The organism is Nocardioides sp. P4_G4 (genome assembly GCF_056401085.1).
In genome coordinates this window covers 36,028-52,496 of the sequence record NZ_JBFUKA010000021.1, presented here as the reverse complement: position 1 = coordinate 52,496, position 16,469 = coordinate 36,028, and the positions used below count along the sequence as shown (strand labels likewise).

The 16,469-nt window shown below is 71.5% G+C and carries 19 protein-coding genes; 6 read left to right on the top strand and 13 right to left on the bottom strand.

Annotated features, from left to right (window positions below):
* Both AC1DQF_RS07130 and AC1DQF_RS07125 read left to right on the top strand, forming a co-directional pair.
* On the top strand, positions 1-727 hold a 727-nt coding region (locus AC1DQF_RS07130), incomplete at its 5' end, for a M15 family metallopeptidase (RefSeq protein ID WP_477524520.1).
* 9 nt (positions 728-736) lie between these two features.
* Entirely contained in the window at positions 737-1,384 is a 648-nt protein-coding gene (locus AC1DQF_RS07125; protein ID WP_477524519.1) for a DUF1707 SHOCT-like domain-containing protein, read from the top strand.
* 66 nt (positions 1,385-1,450) lie between these two features.
* Here the strand turns inward: AC1DQF_RS07125 and AC1DQF_RS07120 are convergent, their stop codons facing one another.
* From AC1DQF_RS07120 to AC1DQF_RS07100, 5 genes are all read right to left on the bottom strand, one after another.
* Positions 1,451-2,710 (bottom strand): ABC transporter ATP-binding protein, encoded by a 1,260-nt coding sequence (locus AC1DQF_RS07120; RefSeq protein WP_477524518.1) that lies wholly within the window; start codon positions 2,708-2,710, stop codon positions 1,451-1,453.
* A gap of 6 nt (positions 2,711-2,716) precedes the next feature.
* Positions 2,717-3,550 carry a carbohydrate ABC transporter permease gene (locus AC1DQF_RS07115; RefSeq protein ID WP_477524517.1) on the bottom strand — a complete coding sequence of 278 codons (834 nt, stop codon included), beginning with the start codon at positions 3,548-3,550 and terminating at the stop codon, positions 2,717-2,719.
* Entirely contained in the window at positions 3,550-4,497 is a 948-nt protein-coding gene (locus AC1DQF_RS07110; protein WP_477524516.1) for a carbohydrate ABC transporter permease, read from the bottom strand. Before AC1DQF_RS07110 ends, AC1DQF_RS07115 begins: the two co-directional genes overlap by 1 nt.
* Complete coding sequence (locus AC1DQF_RS07105) at positions 4,494-5,732, bottom strand: sugar ABC transporter substrate-binding protein (RefSeq protein WP_477524515.1); 1,239 nt, start codon at positions 5,730-5,732, stop codon at positions 4,494-4,496. The genes AC1DQF_RS07110 and AC1DQF_RS07105 overlap by 4 nt, the downstream gene beginning before the upstream one ends.
* A gap of 155 nt (positions 5,733-5,887) precedes the next feature.
* On the bottom strand, positions 5,888-6,826 hold the full coding sequence (locus AC1DQF_RS07100; RefSeq protein ID WP_477524514.1) for an alpha/beta fold hydrolase: 939 nt from the start codon (positions 6,824-6,826) through the stop codon (positions 5,888-5,890).
* A gap of 111 nt (positions 6,827-6,937) precedes the next feature.
* Here AC1DQF_RS07100 and AC1DQF_RS07095 point away from each other — a divergent pair, with 111 nt between their 5' ends.
* Complete coding sequence (locus tag AC1DQF_RS07095) at positions 6,938-7,765, top strand: alpha/beta hydrolase (RefSeq protein ID WP_477524513.1); 828 nt, start codon at positions 6,938-6,940, stop codon at positions 7,763-7,765.
* Here the strand turns inward: AC1DQF_RS07095 and glpX are convergent.
* Genes glpX through AC1DQF_RS07065 form a run of 6 tightly spaced genes read right to left on the bottom strand, consistent with a single transcriptional unit; the run spans position 7,730 to position 12,519 of the window.
* Positions 7,730-8,740: a class II fructose-bisphosphatase gene (gene glpX / locus AC1DQF_RS07090; protein ID WP_477524512.1), complete on the bottom strand. Its 1,011-nt coding sequence runs from the start codon at positions 8,738-8,740 to the stop codon at positions 7,730-7,732. The two genes, AC1DQF_RS07095 and glpX, sit on opposite strands and share 36 nt — an antisense overlap.
* 9 nt (positions 8,741-8,749) lie before the next feature.
* Positions 8,750-9,736 carry a sulfate/molybdate ABC transporter ATP-binding protein gene (locus AC1DQF_RS07085; protein ID WP_477524511.1) on the bottom strand — a complete coding sequence of 329 codons (987 nt, stop codon included), beginning with the start codon at positions 9,734-9,736 and terminating at the stop codon, positions 8,750-8,752.
* Positions 9,733-10,527 carry an ABC transporter permease gene (locus AC1DQF_RS07080; protein WP_477524510.1) on the bottom strand — a complete coding sequence of 265 codons (795 nt, stop codon included), beginning with the start codon at positions 10,525-10,527 and terminating at the stop codon, positions 9,733-9,735. The genes AC1DQF_RS07085 and AC1DQF_RS07080 overlap by 4 nt, the downstream gene beginning before the upstream one ends.
* Positions 10,524-11,312, bottom strand: a complete 789-nt coding sequence (modA, locus tag AC1DQF_RS07075; RefSeq protein ID WP_477524509.1) for a molybdate ABC transporter substrate-binding protein — start codon at positions 11,310-11,312, stop codon at positions 10,524-10,526. Before modA ends, AC1DQF_RS07080 begins: the two co-directional genes overlap by 4 nt.
* Positions 11,313-11,344: 32 nt before the next feature.
* The gene (locus tag AC1DQF_RS07070) at positions 11,345-12,121 is read right to left on the bottom strand and encodes a molybdate ABC transporter substrate-binding protein (protein WP_477524508.1); all 777 of its coding nucleotides are present in this window, start codon (positions 12,119-12,121) and stop codon (positions 11,345-11,347) included.
* Entirely contained in the window at positions 12,118-12,519 is a 402-nt protein-coding gene (locus tag AC1DQF_RS07065) for a TOBE domain-containing protein (protein ID WP_477524507.1), read from the bottom strand. Before AC1DQF_RS07065 ends, AC1DQF_RS07070 begins: the two co-directional genes overlap by 4 nt.
* A 112-nt stretch (positions 12,520-12,631) precedes the next feature.
* Between AC1DQF_RS07065 and AC1DQF_RS07060 the strand changes: the two genes are divergently transcribed.
* Positions 12,632-13,177: a DUF4245 domain-containing protein gene (locus AC1DQF_RS07060; protein WP_477524506.1), complete on the top strand. Its 546-nt coding sequence runs from the start codon at positions 12,632-12,634 to the stop codon at positions 13,175-13,177.
* A 12-nt stretch (positions 13,178-13,189) separates the two neighbouring features.
* Here AC1DQF_RS07060 and AC1DQF_RS07055 read toward each other — a convergent pair whose 3' ends face one another.
* Complete coding sequence (locus AC1DQF_RS07055; RefSeq protein WP_477524505.1) at positions 13,190-13,423, bottom strand: exodeoxyribonuclease VII small subunit; 234 nt, start codon at positions 13,421-13,423, stop codon at positions 13,190-13,192.
* Positions 13,420-14,697 carry an exodeoxyribonuclease VII large subunit gene (gene xseA / locus AC1DQF_RS07050; protein WP_477524504.1) on the bottom strand — a complete coding sequence of 426 codons (1,278 nt, stop codon included), beginning with the start codon at positions 14,695-14,697 and terminating at the stop codon, positions 13,420-13,422. Before xseA ends, AC1DQF_RS07055 begins: the two co-directional genes overlap by 4 nt.
* Before the next feature lie 70 nt (positions 14,698-14,767).
* Here xseA and AC1DQF_RS07045 point away from each other — a divergent pair, with 70 nt between their 5' ends.
* Together AC1DQF_RS07045 and AC1DQF_RS07040 are read left to right on the top strand one after the other, a co-directional pair.
* Complete coding sequence (locus AC1DQF_RS07045) at positions 14,768-15,769, top strand: 4-hydroxy-3-methylbut-2-enyl diphosphate reductase (protein WP_477524503.1); 1,002 nt, start codon at positions 14,768-14,770, stop codon at positions 15,767-15,769.
* 19 nt (positions 15,770-15,788) lie between these two features.
* The gene (locus AC1DQF_RS07040; protein WP_477524502.1) at positions 15,789-16,412 is read left to right on the top strand and encodes an L-threonylcarbamoyladenylate synthase; all 624 of its coding nucleotides are present in this window, start codon (positions 15,789-15,791) and stop codon (positions 16,410-16,412) included.
* The last annotated feature ends 57 nt before the right edge of the window (positions 16,413-16,469 follow it).

Genomic DNA, 16,469 nt, shown 5'->3' with positions numbered 1-16,469 from the left:
GGCCCGCGGGGCGGCCGTCTCCCGCTGGACCGACCTCCGGCGTTGCACCGGCCTGGCGGCGGAGCGCGGGACGGACCAGGCCGGGGACCCGGCGTACGCCTCGTCGGTGCGCCGCATCGGCACGGCGCTGGCCGAGCGGATGCGCACCAGCCACCGACCGGGCTGCCCGGTGCCGCTGCGCGACCTGCGCCACCTGCGCCTGACCTACCGCGACTTCGACGGCCGGGCGCAGACGGGCGAGATGGTGGTGCACCGCCGCTTCGCGACCGGGGTGGCACGCGCCTTCGGACGGCTGTACGACGCGGGGTGGCCGATCGCCCGGATGCGGCTCGTCGACGACTACGGCGGGGACGACGACCGGTCCATGGCCGCCGACAACACCTCGGGCTTCAACTGCCGCCGGGTCGCGGGGCAGTCCGCGTGGTCCGCGCACGCGTACGGCGCCGCCATCGACCTCAACCCGGTCCAGAACCCGTACGTCCGTCCGGGCTCGATCGATCCGCCGGCCGGACGCAGGTACGCCCGCGTCGACCGCGCGAGCACCGCCCCCGCCGACCCGGGGGTGATCCGGGCCGACGACGTCGTGGTGGCCGCGTTCACGCGGCTCGGTTGGGAGTGGGGCGGCACATGGGTGTCGTCCCAGGACTTCCAGCACGTCGCCGCAGGCGACTATCGGTGGGGTGCGGCAGGCGACGATCGGTCGGGTGCCGCCCGCGACGCTCGGTAGGCTGGCGCCATGGGCGAGCTGGAGGGGACGAACGTCCCGGGGGACCCGAGCCGGATGCGCATCTCGGACGCCGACAGGCACCGGGTGGCCGAGGTGCTGCGCGAGGCGGCGGGGGAGGGCCGGCTCGACCTGGACGAGCTCGACGAACGCCTCGAGCTGACCTTCGGCGCCAAGACGTACGCCGACCTGGTGCCGATCACGGCCGACCTCCACGTCGTGCACCCCGTCGCTCAGCCCGCTCCGCCGGTGCCGCACGCGGGAGGCGTCCCGGCGGTCGGCCACGCGTCCTCGACCGCGATCATGGGCGAGTGCAAGCGCCGCGGCGTGTGGCTCGTCCCGGCCCACCACGCGGCGTTCACGCTGATGGGCAACATCACCCTCGACCTGCGGCAGGCGGTCCTGGCCACCCGGGAGGTCACGATCAACGCCAGCGCCATCATGGGCGAGGTCAAGATCCTGATCCCCGCGCACATGCACGCCGTCGTGGAGGGCACCCCGATCATGGGTGACTACGGCCAGGGCAAGGACAAGGTCGCCGCCGAGCTCGGCCCCGACTCGCCGACCGTCCGGGTCCGCGGCCTGGCCCTGATGGGCTCGGTCCAGGTGGTCCGGCTGCCGCCGCCGGGCACCCCGCGCAAGATGCTCGGCCACTACTGAGGCGACGTACGACGAGGCCCGCCCCCCGAGATGCGGGGGCGGGCCTCGTCGTACGCGGTGGAGCGCTCAGACCTCCTCGGCCGAGTGGATCTCCTCGCCCTGGTCGGCCATCTTCTCGGCCTGGGCCATCGCCTTGGGGTCCTCGCGCTCGGGGATCCTGCCGGCCCGGGACTCGTCGACGGTGAGGCTCTCGCCGGTGGCGGGGTCGAAGAGGTGGATCTTGGTGGCGTCCACCCAGATCTCGGCCTCGTCGCCCTCGGCGATGGTGCTGGCGCCGTCGAGGGACACCACGAGCTGAGTGCGCATCTGGTCGCCGTCGAGGTCCTTCTCCAGCTGGGTGAGCTGCTGCTGGACCTCCGGCGGGGCCTCGAACGGGATGTAGGCGTAGGACTCGTTGCCGAGCCACTCGACGACGTCCACGGTCGCCCGGAACGTCGAGGCCGCGTCCGCATCGTCCTTGACCGACGCGTCCTCGAAGTGCTCGGGCCGGATGCCCGCGATGAGGAGCCCCTTGCCCTGGGCCCGCTCGGCCCGTTCCCGGGGGATCTCCACCGTGCCGAACGGCAGCTTGACCGTCGTACCGTCCACCTCCGCAGGCAGGAAGTTCATCGGCGGGGAGCCGATGAAGCCGGCGACGAACAGGTTCCCGGGGTTGGTGTAGAGCTCGCGCGGCGTGGCGAGCTGTTGGAGCACGCCCCGCTTGAGCACGGCCACCCGGTCGCCCAGGGTCATGGCCTCGGTCTGGTCGTGGGTCACGTAGACCGTGGTGATCCCCAGCCGCTTCTGCAGCCGCGAGATCTCCGTGCGCATCTGGCCACGCAGCTTGGCGTCGAGGTTGGACAGCGGCTCGTCGAAGAGGAAGGCGTCCGCGTCGCGCACGATCGCGCGACCCATCGCCACCCGCTGGCGCTGACCACCCGACAGGTTGCCGGGCTTGCGATCGAGGTGCTCGTCGAGCTCCAGCGTGCTGGACGCGGTGCGGACCTTCTTGTCCACCTCGTCGTCGGACGCCCCGGCCAGCCGCAGCGGGAACGCGATGTTCTCGTAGACGGTCAGGTGCGGGTAGAGCGCGTAGTTCTGGAAGACCATCGCGAGGTTCCGGTCACGTGGGGCCAGGTCGTTGACCTTCTTGTCGCCGATCATCATGTCGCCCGAGGTGATGTCCTCGAGGCCCACGATCATCCGCAGCAGGGTCGACTTCCCGCAGCCCGACGGCCCGACGAGGATCATGAACTCCCCGTCGGCGACGTCGATGCTGATGTCGTTGACGGCCGGGAATCCGTCGCCGTACTTCTTGACGATGTTCTTGATGTCAATGGAAGCCATGTGAGATCAACCCTTCACTGCGCCGGAGGTGAGACCGGCGACGATCTTTCGCTGGAACAGCAGGACGATGATGATGATGGGGATCGTGACCACCACGGAGGCGGTGGCCAGTTGCCCGTACGGCGGGTTGAACGGGTCGGGTCCGACGAAGAAGGACAGCTGCGCGGGCACGGTGCGTGACGCCGTGGTGGACGTCAGCGAGATGGCCAGCACGAACTCGTTCCAGGCGAAGAAGAACGTCAGGATCGCGGCCGTGAAGACGCCGGGAGCCGCGAGCGGGACGATCACCTTGCGGAACGCCTGCCACGAGGTGGCGCCGTCGACCTGGGCGGCCTGCTCCATCTCCCACGGGATCTCGCGGAAGAAGGCCGACAGGGTCCAGATCGCCAACGGCAGCGTGAACGACATGTACGGGATGATCAGGCCGAGCCAGGTGTTGAAGATGCCGATGGTGCGCCACAGGTCGAACAGCGGGCCCACCAGCGCCACCACCGGGAACATCGCGATCGCGAGCGCGAGCGAGAGGACGACCCGCTTGCCCTTGAACTCGAGGCGGGCGATGGCGTACGCCGCCAGCGTCGCCAGGATCACCGACAGGAACGTCGAGATGGCCGAGATGCCGAACGAGTTGACGAGCGACGCCTGGAAGTCCGGGTTGTCCAGGATGTCGCCGTAGTTCTCGAACGTCGGGTTGATGGGCAGGAACTGCGGGCTGCCGCTCGCGGTCTCGGTCGCGCCCTTGAACGACAGCGAGATGATCCACGCCACCGGTAGGAGGCACCACACGAGGATGAACAGGAAGCCCACCCAGGTGCCGAACTTGTTCTGACGGTTCTTCATCAGCCCTCACCTCTTGCCTGAGCCAGGTCCACCTTGAACAGCTTGACGATCCCGAATGCCAGGAGCAGCACGGAGAGGAACAGCAGCACCGAGAGCGCCGAGCCCATCCCGAGCTGCATCTGCTCGATCACCTGGCGATAGGTCAGGAACGAGATCGACTCGGTGTCCTGGGCGCCGCGGGTCATCACGAAGATGTTGTCGAAGATGCGGTAGGCGTCGAGGGCACGGAAGAGCACCGCGACCATGATCGCCGCCCGCATGTTGGGGAGGATCACCTTCCAGAGCCGCTGCCACCAGGTGGCCCCGTCGACCTGGGCGGCCTCCAGCATGTCCTCGGAGACCTGTGAGAGCCCCGCGAGCAGCAGGAGAGCCATGAACGGCGTCGTCTTCCAGATCTCGGAGACCATGATCGCGAACATCGCCGGCCAGTGTGAGCCGAACCAGTTGAAGTCATCGGGCACGAACGGCAGCCACGAGTTGACGAAGCCGTTGTTCAGCGAGAACGCGAACTGCCACGCGTAGGCCGAGACCACGGTGATGATGCCGTAGGGGATCAGGATCGACGTACGGATCGCGCCCCGGGCGAAGACGATCTTGTGCATCACCATCGCAAAGGCGAAGCCGATGACCAGCTCGACCGCGACGGTCGCCACCATGATGAGCACGGTGTTCCAGGTGTCCTGCCAGAACAGCGGGTCGACCAGGATGGTCGTGTAGTTGCTGAGGCCCACGAACTCGCGGTCGTCCGGCGTGGTGAGCCGGTAGCGGAAGAGCGAGAGGTAGAGGGCCTGGAGCATCGGCCATGCGGTCACCAGGAGCATCATGATGACGGCGGGGGCCACGAGGCGCAGCCCGAGCCGGTTCTCGGCGGACGAACGATCGCTGACGGAGGCCTTGGTGGCGCGGCGGGTGTCCCGTTTGGAGTCAGGTACGACGGCAGTGCTCATAGCAACGACTCTCCCTGCAGGATTTCCTCGATGAAGGTCTTGGACTGCTCCGGGGTGTCCTGGTTGACGCCCGACGGCGGGTGCCAGGTGCTTTGGATGCCGCTGGAGATGTCACTCCAGTACGGCGACACCGTGCGGGGCGCGGCGGTCTCGAGAGACTGCTGGAACAGCGCGACGAGCTCGGGCGGGAACAGCCCCTTGACCGCCTTGTCGTCGTAGCCGGCCTTGCTGGACGGCATGTTGCCGGTCAGCTTGGCGTTGAGGGCCTGGTTCTCGGGGCTGGTGAGGCACTTGAGTGCCTGGATGCCCTCCTCCTGGTTGTCCGAGGTCGAGCTGACGCCGATCCCGATCCCCCCGTACGGCGGTCGCGACTCCTTGCCCTCGACGGTCTGGGGGTAGCGGGCGAAGCCGATGTCGTCACCGAGCCGGTCGTCGCCGTAGTTGCCCCAGATGTAGGTCCAGTTCACCAGGAACGAGCCCTCGTCCCCGCCGAACGTGGTGCCGGCGGTGCCCTCGTTGGACACCGAGAGGTCGGCCGGCGCCGCCTCCGAATCGGCCAGCTTCTGGATCACCCGGGCGGCCTCCACCCCGGCGTCCGACGCGATGTCGATCTGGGCGTCGACTCCCTTCTCGGTCTCGGAGGCGATCTCACCTCCCGCTCCGGAGATCAGGGCGTTGATCCACACGGAGTAGCCCTCGTACTTGTTGGCCTGGACCCCGATCTTGCCGCCGTTGTCGCTGGCGGCGTCGATGATCTGGTCCCAGGTGACCGGCTGCTCCATGTCGATGCCCGCCTTGTCCACGAAGGACTTGCGGTACCAGAGCACCTGCGTGTTGGACCAGAAGGGGGCAACCACGAGCTGGTCCTCCCACGTCGCCGCTTTCGTCGCACTGTCGAAGGCCTGCGCGCGGAAGGCGTCCTGCATGTCCTGCGGGATCTTCGCCAGGTACCCGGCGTTGGCGAACTCGGCAGTGAACGGCGGGTCGAGGCTCATCAGGTCGATCTCCGGGTCACCCGCGGCGAGACGGCGGGCGAGCTGGATGCGCTGCTGGCTGGAGTCCTGGGGAAGGACCTGGACCGAGATTGTGTAGTCGTCGGTGGAGCAGGCCTCGGCGACAGCCGCCTGCCCGCCGGCGTCGGGGTTGGTGTACCAGATGAGCTCGGGCTTCCCGTCACCGTYGCCCGAGCAGGCGGCAAGAGACGCGGTGCAGACGATCGCGGCAGCGGTTGCCACGACCTTTCGTGATGCGCGACGCCTCGGACGGCGCCGTGAGGGACGGTGCATGCGTTCCTCCCCTGTTGTGGTGTAGGTCACGTCTAGTCCTTGTGGCGCCATTTGGCAAGGCGACATCACCTGTACGGGACGCAATCCCCCACGTGGTAAGGGATTCAGCGCGCGCGGTCGGCCGTACGCCGGATCGCCTCGACGAAGGTGTCGAACAGCTGCTCGGGCACGTCGTGCCCCATCCCCTCGATGAGCAGCAGCTCGGTGCCGGGCACCGCAGAGGCCGTGGCGCGACCGCCGGAGACGTGCACCATCTTGTCCGCGAGTCCGTGGATCACGAGCGCGGGGATCCCCAGCGAGCGCAACGCCACGGTGCGATTGGGCTGGGTGACGATGGCCAGCATCTGACGCATCACCCCGCTGGCGTCGAACCCGCGGTCGAAGGTCTCCTCCGCGCGCCGGCGTCGCGTGTCGGCGTCGGTGGGGAAGCCGGGGGAGCCGATGACCTTCCACATGGCCGAGCTGGACTGCACGTAGGCCTCGCGGCCCGGCTTGCGGGGCGCGACGAGCATCGGCAGCAGCTGCGGGCTCTGCCAGCCGACGGTGCGCCGCCCGGTCGTGGACATGATGCTCGACATGGASAGCACGCGTCCGGGAGCCATGACGGCCATCGTCTGGACGATCATGCCGCCCATGGAGACGCCGACCACGTGCGCGGCCGCGATGCCCAGGTGGTCGAGCAGGGCGAGACCGTCCCCGGCGAGGTCGTCGAGCGTGTACGGCGCCCGCGCCCGGCCGGTGGTGAACGCCCGGACGAGCTGGGTGCGCCCCACGCGGGCCCGCACCTTGGTGGAGCGGCCGGCGTCGCGGTTGTCGTAGCGGATGACGAAGAACCCTGCCCGGGCCAGTCGCTCGCAGAAGTCGACGTCCCACCACGTCATCGGACCGCCCAGGCCCATCACGAGCAGGAGGGGATCGTCGTCGGGGGAGCCGAAGGTCTGGTAGCACAGCTCGATGCCGGGACTGACCGGGGCGAAGAGCTCCTCGGACACGCGCACCTCCGCCGGGGGCTGGTCGGGGTGGGAGGGTCGGACGGTGGACATGCCACCAGTCAACATCAGGGCGTGGTGGCGTGGACGGTCGTCCACCCCCACGTGGGCGATTTGCGTGCTGCATCCCCGGTGTCGGGGGAGCGCGACGCTACGTTTGTTGATGTGACTCCGACCACACTCGCCGACTTCCTGCGCCCGGAGGGCTTCGACCGCCCTCTGGCCCGGGCGGTGCTGGGCGAGGGGCGGGTCGTCGGCGAGGCGGGTCGCTACGCCCTGGCGGCGGTGGGCCACCGAGGACGGCGGGGGACGGCCTACTCGGCGCGGACGCTGCCCCGCAACGACGATCCCGTGCTGCTGGTGCCGGGCTTCATGGCCGGGGACGGGTCACTGGGCCTGATGCGCCGGGCGCTGGTGCAGCAGGGCTTCAGGGCCTACCGCTCGCAGATCCACGCCAACGTCGGGTGCACGGTCGACGCCTCGGCGCTGCTCGAGGCGAGGCTGGAGTCGATCGCCCAGCGGCGCGGGTCGCGGGTGCGCATCGTCGGTCACAGCCTCGGCGGGATGCTCGCACGCGGCGTCGCCGCCCGGCGTCCCGACCTCGTCTCCGGCCTCGTGACCATGGGGAGCCCGGTCCTGGCCCCCGGGGCCCACCACGTGAGCCTGTCGGCCAGCGTGGCGCTCCTCGTGCGGCTCAGTCGGGCCGGGGTGCCGGGGCTGATGTCGCAGGACTGCGTCGCCGGCGCGTGCGCGCGTCGGAGCTTCGACGACGGGCGCGCCGCACTGCCCGAGGACGTCGACTTCACCGCGATCTACAGCCGTCGGGACGGCATCGTCGACTGGCGAGCCTGCATCGACCCGGCCGCGCTCGCCGTGGAGGTGAGGGCCTCGCACCTGGGCATGGCGGTCGACCCGCGGGTCATGGCCGAGGTCGTGCGGGCGCTGCGCCCCGGGACGTCAGTTGTCGAAGTCGATCGCGGAGAAATCGCGTAGCTTCGAGAGCTGGTGCTCGGAGCTGATCCGGCGGATCGTCCCGCTGCGCGAGCGCATGACCAGCGAGTCGGTCGTCGCCCCGTCCGCGCGGTAGCGCACGCCCCGCATCAGCTCGCCGTCGGTGATGCCGGTGGCGACGAAGAAGCAGTCGTCGCCGGTGACCAGCAGGTCGGTGTCGAGCACGAAATCGGGGTCGAGGTCGTGGCCGGCGTCGAGGGCCTTCTGGCGCTCGTCGTCGTCCTGGGGCCACAAGCGGCCCTGGATGACCCCGCCGAGGCTCTTCATCGCGCAGGCCGCGATGATCCCCTCGGGGGTGCCGCCGATGCCGAGGAGCAGGTCGATGCCGGTGTCGGGACGCGCGGCCATGATCGCGCCGGCCACGTCGCCGTCCTCGATGAACTTGATGCGGGCCCCGGTCTGACGGATCTCGTCGACGAGCCCGGCGTGCCGGGGGCGGTCGAGCAGCACGACCGTGACGTCGTGGACGGAGCTGCCCTTGGCCTTGGCCACCCGCTGGATGTTCTCGGCGACGGGCAGGCGGATGTCCACGACGTCCGCGGCCTCGGGGCCGGTGACCAGCTTCTCCATGTAGAAGACCGCCGACGGGTCGTACATCGAGCCGCGGGGGGCCACCGCCAGCACCGCGATCGCGTTGTTCATGCCCTTGGCGGTCAGGGTGGTGCCGTCGATCGGGTCGACCGCGACGTCGCACTCGGGACCGGTGCCGTCGCCGACCTGCTCGCCGTTGTAGAGCATCGGGGCGTTGTCCTTCTCGCCCTCGCCGATCACCACGGTCCCGCGCATGCCGATGGTCGAGATCATCACCCGCATGGCGTTGACGGCCACGCCGTCGGCGTCGTTCTTGTCACCGCGCCCGACCCAGCGTCCGGCCGCCATGGCGGCCGCCTCGGTGACCCGCACCAGCTCCAGGGCGAGGTTGCGGTCGGGCTTCGGCACGGCGTCGCTCGGCGTCATGGGCGCATGCTAGCCGCCCTCGCCGACGTGACCGTACCGGCGCACGGCCGTCGCCTTGACCGACAGCCACACCTCACGACCCGGCGACAGGCCGAGCTCGGTGGTGGCCTGGGGGGTCACGTCGGCGAGCAGGGGCGGGTCGGTCTCGACGAGCAGGCGTACGGCGTCGCCGTGCCGCTGGGCGCTCGCCACCGGGCCGGACCACGCCAGCCGGGCCGAGCCGTCGGGCCGGTGCAGGCTCACGGTGACGTCCTGGGGCCGGAACGAGGTGAACCCGTCGTCGTCGCGCAGGACGTTGAGGCCGACCAGCCGGGCCACGTGGGAGGTGCGGGGGTGGGCCGCCACGTCGTCGGGGGTGCCCTGCTGGGCGACCACGCCACCGTCGAGCACGACCACGTGGTCGGCCAGGGCCAGCGCGTCGAGGGCGTCGTGGGTGACGATGACGGTCACGCCGCCGTAGTCGCGCAGGTGCCGCGCCAGCTCGACCCGCAGCGCCATCGCCACGGTCACGTCGAGGCCGGCCATCGGCTCGTCGAGGAGCAGCAACCGTGGCTCGGTGGCCAGGGCGCGGGCGATGGCCACCCGCTGGGCCTGGCCGCCCGAGAGCTGGCCGGGGCGGCGGTCGGCGAGGTCGGCGAGCCCCATCCGGGCCAGCCACTGCTCCGCCCGCTGCCGCGCCTCGCGACGGGAGACGCCCCGGGAGCGGGGCCCGAACGCGACGTTGTCGCGGGCGGACAGGTGAGGGAAGAGCGCGCGGTCCTGGAAGACCAGCCCCACCTCCCGCTCGGGCGCCGAGCGGGGCAGCAGGTCCTCCCCGTCGAGGTGCGCCCGCCCCTCGGCCCGCACGAGCCCGGCGAGGGCGTGGACAAGGCTGCTCTTGCCCGCACCGTTGGGACCGATGAGCGCGATCACCTGGCCGGGCCGGCCGGTGAAGGCGGCCCGCACCCTGCCCGGCACCTCGAGGTCGACGTCGAGCCCGGTCGCCCCGCCGCTCACGGGGTCCCCAGCCAGCGGTCGCGCAGCAGCAGGAGCACGGCCAGGGAGAAGACCAGCATGACCAGGCTCAGGGCCTGTGCGGCGTCCTGGTCGGACTGCCGGCTGACGTAGATGAGGATCGGCATCGTCTGGGTCGTGCCCGGGTAGTTGCCGTTGAAGGTGATCGTGGCACCGAACTCGCCCAGCGACCGCGACCAGCCGAGCACCATCCCGGCCAGGATCCCGGGCATCGCGAGCGGGACGGTCACGCGGCGGAAGGTCGTCCACCGGGTGGCGCCCAGCGTCGCGGCAGCGGCGTCGTACACCGGGTCGGCGGAGCGCAGCGCGCCCTCGATCGCGATCACGACGAAGGGCAGGGAGACGAAGACGTGGGCGAGCACGACCCCCCAGGTGGTGAAGGGGAACGCGAAGCCCGTCAGCTCGAGCAGCGGCGCACCGATCACCCCGGTCCGACCGAACGCGTTGCGCAGGGCGATGCCGGCGACCACCGGGGGGAGCACGAGCGGGACGGTGACCAGGGCGCGGAGCAGCCCGCGGCCGCGGAAGGTGACGCGGGCCAGCAGCCACGCCACCGGCAGGCCCAGCACGAGGCAGACCACCATGGCCGCCGTCGACGTCACGACACTGAGCCGCAGGGCCTGGCGCAGGGGCTCGGAGGTGAGCTCGGCGGGCAGCGCGGCCCAGTCGGTGGCTGCGACCATCGCGACCAGGGGGACGACGAGGACCAGGACCGCGAGGGCCGCCGGCAGCAGCAGCACCGCCGGCGGACGCCCCAGCGGGTCCCGGCTCACTGCTGGGAGTCCGGGACGCCGAAGCCGGSGTCCTCCAGCGCGGAGCGACCGGCGTCGGAGAGCAGCAGGTCCACCCAGGCCTGGGCCAGGTCGGCGTCGCCCGCCTGCTCGAGGGTCGCGACGGCATAGGTCGTCACCACGTCGGCCGCCTCGGGGATCTCCACGGTGCTCACGCTGTCGCCCGCGGCCACCGCGTCGGTGGCGTAGACGAGGCCGGCGTCGACCTCGCCCGAGGTCACCTTGTCGAGCGCGGAGCGCACGTCGTCCTCGAGGCTGACCGGCTCGGAGGTCGTGCCGGCCCGGTCCAGGACCTCCAGGGCGACCCGGCCGCACGGCACCTCGTCGGCGCAGCGCACCCAGCTCGTGCCCTCCAGGTCGTCGAGCGACTCGATGCCCAACGGGTTGCCCGGCTGGGTCACCAGGACGAGCACGTTGGTGGCGAACTCGTCGACGTCACCGGTCACCCCGGCGTCCTCGGCGAGGCCCATCGACGTCGTGTCCGCGGTCGCCAGCACCTCGCCGGGGGCACCGTCGGCCGCCTGCTCGGCCAGGTCGGTGCTGCTGCCGAAGCTGAAGGTCACCGTGGCGCCCTCGTCGGTCTCGAACTGCTGGGCCAGCTCGGTGAAGACATCGGTCAGGGACGCGGCCGCGAGCACGGTGATCGCCCGGGTGTCGGTGCCGTCCGAGCCGTCGGCGGCGGTGTCGGCGGCACCGTCACTCCCGCAGGCGGTCAGGGTGACGGCCAGCGCGACAGCGGTCAGGAGCGCAGATCGGTGAGCATGCATGGAGGGAGTGTGCCGCATCTGCGGAACGAATGTCAGTCTTCGGTCTGCACGTGCGGTTCGGCGGGGAGGGCGAACCCGTGGTCGGTGAGGATCGCCTGGCCGGTCTCACCGAGGACGAAGTCGATGAACTCCTGGCCCTCGTCCGGGTGGGGGCCGCCGTCGATCAGGGAGATGGACGGGAAGGCGACCCGGTCGCTCGCCCACGGCAGCTCGATGGTCTCCACGGAGTCCCCGGCGTCGGCGGCCTCCGAGGCGAGCACGAGCCCGGCCTCCACACGGCCGTCGACGACCTCGGCGACGGTCTCGGCCGAGTCGGCCCCGACCACCTGCTGGACCTCGATGCCGGCGGAGTCCAGCGCGAGCTGGGCCAGCCGGCCGCACGACTCGTTGATGTAGCACACGGCCACCTCGTCGCCGTCGAGGTCCGCGACCCGCTCGACGTCGCCGGGGTTGCCCTTCGGCACGGCGATGACGAGCCGGTCCTCGGCGATCACAGCAGGTTCGCCCGCCACGACGCCGTTGACCTGGACGAGCCCGACCGGGTCTGCGGCGGCGAAGACGTCGGGGGAGTCCCCGGCGGTCAGGTCACGCACCAGGTTGCCGGAGGAGTCCACGGTGAGGTCGATCGCGACGTCCTGCTCCTCCTCGAACGCCCGGCCGAGGTCGGTGAAGGCGTGGCGGAGCGAGGAGTCGGCGTAGACCTGGATCGTCGTCGAGGGCCCGGCGCACGAGCGCACGACGGTGGCGACGACGAGCAGCGTGACGAGCAGCGCGGCCACCACGAGGACCGCGCGGGGCGGTCGCGTCACGGGACCTCCACCACGACGTGCGTCGACTTGACCGACGCGACGGCGCGCACGCCCGGCTCGAGACCGAGCTCGTCGGCTGCGTCGGCGCTCATCAGGGACACCATCCGGTGCGACCCGCACACCATCTCGACCTGGGCCATGACGTGGTCCTTCTTGACGCGCGTCACGATGCCGCCGAGCCGGTTGCGGGCGCTGACCGCGCTCGCCCTCGTCTGCTCGCGGTCCGGCTCGTCGAGCAGGGACTCGGCCAGCGCGGCGAGGTCGGCGCCGCGGATCGTCGTCGGGGAGCGGCCGTCACCCGGCACGGCGGGCAGCCGTCCGGCGTCGACCCAGCGCCGTACGGTGTCGTCGCTGACACCCAGCACGTCGGCGGCCTCGGCGAGGCGGTAGGTCGTCATCCGGGGATTGTCTCCCATGCGCCGCCCGCCCCGAGGCGACGGGTGCCGACGGTGCGCTGGGGCCGTACGGGACAATCGGAACGTGAGCGACAGCGGCGTCAACCCTCCCACCGTGAGCGGACCCAGCGGCAAGCCCTCACGCCACCAGCGCTCCGCCGCCGGCATGGTCGGCGCCATGATCATCACCCTGCTGGTCATCGGCGGCTTCGTGGCGCTGCGCGGCTTCACCCGCGACCAGGCCGAGGTCGAGGTGGCGTCCGTGGACTACCAGGACGCCGTGACGGCGGCCGCGGACTCCGGCCTGGCGCTCGTGCATCCCCGCGAGCTGCCGGACGGCTGGCGGGCCACGAGCGTCGACCTGTCCCGGGACGAGTCACCTGCCTGGGCGATGGGGATGCTGACCGACGAGGGCCGCTTCGTCGGGATCCGCCAGGAGGAGGAGTCGGCCGACGACATGGCGGCCGTCGCGATCGACAAGGACGCCGTGGAGGGCGACGAGGTGCGCCTCGACAGCGAGGTCGCCGGCACGTGGACCACCTGGACCGACGAGGGCGGGGACACGGGCTACGCCGCCGAGCTCGGGGACCAGACGGTGCTCGTGTACGGCTCGGCCCCGCGCGAGGACCTCACCGAGATCGTCGCGCTGCTGCAGCGCTGAGCGGCCGTCGCGTCAGTCGTCGCTCCCGTCGCTCCCGTCGGCGCCCTCGATCACCGCGTCGAGCCGCTTGCGCGCGCCGTCGAGCCACGACTGGCAGACCTGGGCGAGGAGCTCGCCGCGCTCCCACAGGGCCAACGACTCCTCGAGCGTGGTGCCGCCGGCCTCGAGGGTGCGCACCACCTCGATGAGCTCCTCGCGGGCGGCTTCGTACGTCGGGGTGTCCTGCTCGGCGGGGGAGCCGCTCATCGCGTCGTCCTTCGGGTCGGAGGGTCGGTGTCATCGGCGGTGTCGGTGGGTTCTGCCTCGGTGCGGACGGTGGTGGCGACCACCCGGCCGTCGGCCACCCGGACGCTCACCTCGGCACCCACGCTCACGGCGTCGACCGAGGTGACGACGTGCCCGTCGGCGTCCTGCAGCACCGCGTAGCCGCGCTGCAGGGTGGCCAGGGGCGAGAGGGCGCGGGCGCGCGCCCGGTGGTGGCCGATGTCGTCGGCCGCCCGGTCGAGCCGGTGGCCCAGGGTGCGGCGGGCCCGCTCCAGGAGCAGGTCGACCTCGTCCGAGCGGGCGGCCAGCAGGGTCCGGGGGTCGGCCATCACCGGCCGGGAGCGCAGCTGGTCGAGGCGCTCCTGCTCACGGTCGACGATCCGTGCCATGACTGAGCGGACGCGGTCGCGGGCCCAGGTGACCCCGGCGAGCTCCTCGGCCATGTCGGGCACCACCAGCTTGGCGGCGTCGGTGGGTGTCGAGGCCCGGACGTCGGCGGCGAGGTCGAGCAAGGGGGCGTCCTGCTCGTGGCCGATGGCCGACACGACGGGGGTGCGGGCACGGTGCACCGCCCGGAGCAGGGCCTCGTCGGAGAACGGCAGCAGGTCCTCGACGGAGCCGCCGCCGCGCGCGATGACGATCACGTCCACGCTCGGGTCGGCGTCCAGGCGCTCGAGCGCCTCGATGACCTCGCTCGCCGAGCGCGGACCCTGCATCGCGGCGTACGCCGTGACGACGTCGACGGCCGCCCAGCGTCGGCGCGCGTTGTCGACGACGTCGCGCTCGGCGGCGCTGCCGGGCGCGGTCACCAGGCCCACCCGACCGGGCAGGAAGGGGAGGTCGCGCTTGAGCTCGGGGGCGAAGAGGCCCTCGGCGGCCAGCAGCTGGCGTCGACGCTCGATGCGGGCCAGCAGCTCGCCGAGGCCCACCATCCGGATGTCGCGGGCGTAGAGGGAGAAGCTGCCGCGGTTGGCGTAGAAGGACGGCCGCGCGTGCACGACGACGCTGGCGCCCTCGACGAGCGGCGGGTTGAGGGAGTCGAAGAGCGTCCGCTGGCAGGTCAGCGTCACCGAGATGTCGGCGATCGGGTCCCGCAGCGTCATGAAGACGGTGCCGACGCCGGGGCGCCGGTTGACCTGCGCGATCTGGCCCTCGACCCAGACGGCGCCGAGCCGGTCGATCCACTGGCTGACGGCGTTGGCCACCGCGCGCACCGGTGCCGGTGACTCGAGCGTCGCGTCGCGGAGGGTGGCCACGCAGGCGAGGGTAGGGGACGGCACCGACGGCACCCGGCAGCGGCGGGGCGCGACCTCCTAGACTCGGCCCATGACCACCGACCTCGGCCTGCCCCCGGTCCTCGACCCCGAAGCCGCCAAGAACGTCCTGCTGGCGGCACCGCGCGGCTACTGCGCCGGCGTCGACCGCGCGGTGATCACCGTGGAGAAGGCGCTGGACCTGTACGGCGCCCCGGTCTACGTGCGCAAGCAGATCGTGCACAACAAGCACGTCGTGGCCGACCTGGAGGCCCGCGGCGCGATCTTCGTCGAGGAGCTCACCGAGGTCCCCGAGGGCCGGACCGTGGTGTTCTCCGCCCACGGCGTCTCCCCGGCGGTGCACGCCGAGGCCGAGGAGCGCGGGCTCAAGACCATCGACGCGACCTGCCCCCTGGTGACCAAGGTCCACCACGAGGCCAAGCGGTTCGCCAGCGACGACTACGACATCCTGCTCATCGGTCACGAGGGCCACGAGGAGGTCGAGGGCACCGCCGGCGAGGCGCCCGAGCACATCCAGCTCGTGCAGTCCCCGGCGGACGTGGCCGGCATCGTGGTGCGCGACCCGGCGCGGGTCGCGTGGCTGTCGCAGACCACGCTCTCGGTGGACGAGACCCTCGAGACGGTGGCCGCGATCCGTGAGCGGTTCCCGCTGCTGCTGGACCCGCCGAGCGACGACATCTGCTACGCCACCCAGAACCGGCAGCTCGCGGTCAAGGAGATCGCCGAGGGCGCCGACCTGCTGATCGTGGTCGGCTCCGGCAACTCCTCCAACTCCGTGCGCCTCGTGGAGGTCGCCCTCGAGGCCGGCGCCAAGGCGTCGTACCGCGTGGACGACGCCTCGGAGATCGACGAGGCCTGGCTCGAGGGCGTGGACACCGTCTCGGTGACGTCGGGGGCCTCGGTGCCCGAGGACCTGGTCGACGGCGTCCTGGCCTACCTGGCCGAGCGCGGCTACCCCGAGGCGCGGGCCGTCCACACGGCCGAGGAGTCGCTCATCTTCGCCCTGCCGCCGGAGCTGCGTCGCGACATCCGCGCCGCCCAGGCCCGGGGCTGACCGAGAGGACTGGTCGGACATGGCCCGATACCTCGACATCCACCCCGACAACCCACAGCCGCGCCTGGTCGCCCAGGTGGTCGAGGCCCTGCGGGACGACCAGCTGATCGCCTACCCGACCGACTCGGGCTACGCGCTCGGCGCCCGGCTGGGCAACCGCGAGGGGCGCGACCGGATCCTGCGCATCCGCGACCTCGACGACCGTCACCACTTCACCCTGATGTGCAGGGACTTCGCCCAGCTCGGGCAGTTCGTGCACGTGGACAACGCGGCGTTCCGGGCGATCAAGGCGGCGACGCCGGGTCCCTACACCTTCATCCTGCCCGCCACCGGCGAGGTGCCGAAGCGGCTGATGCACCCCAAGAAGCGCACGGTCGGCGTGCGGATCCCGGACCACGTGCTGGTCTGCGCGATCCTCGAGGAGCTCGGGGAGCCGATCCTCACCAGCACGCTGATCCTCCCCGGCGAGGAGGAGGCCCGCACGATGGGCTGGGAGATCAAGGAGGAGCTCGACCACGTCGTCGACATCGTGATCGAGGCCGGCGAGACGTCCGCGCAGCCGACCACTGTCATCGACTGGTCGGGCGATGCTCCGGAGGTCGTGCGGTACGGCGCCGGCGACGCCTCACGCTTCGAGGCCTGAGCCGCAGGGGACGGTCGCGCGGGTGCGTCGGAATGGCGACTGGAGTGGCCGGGCGGT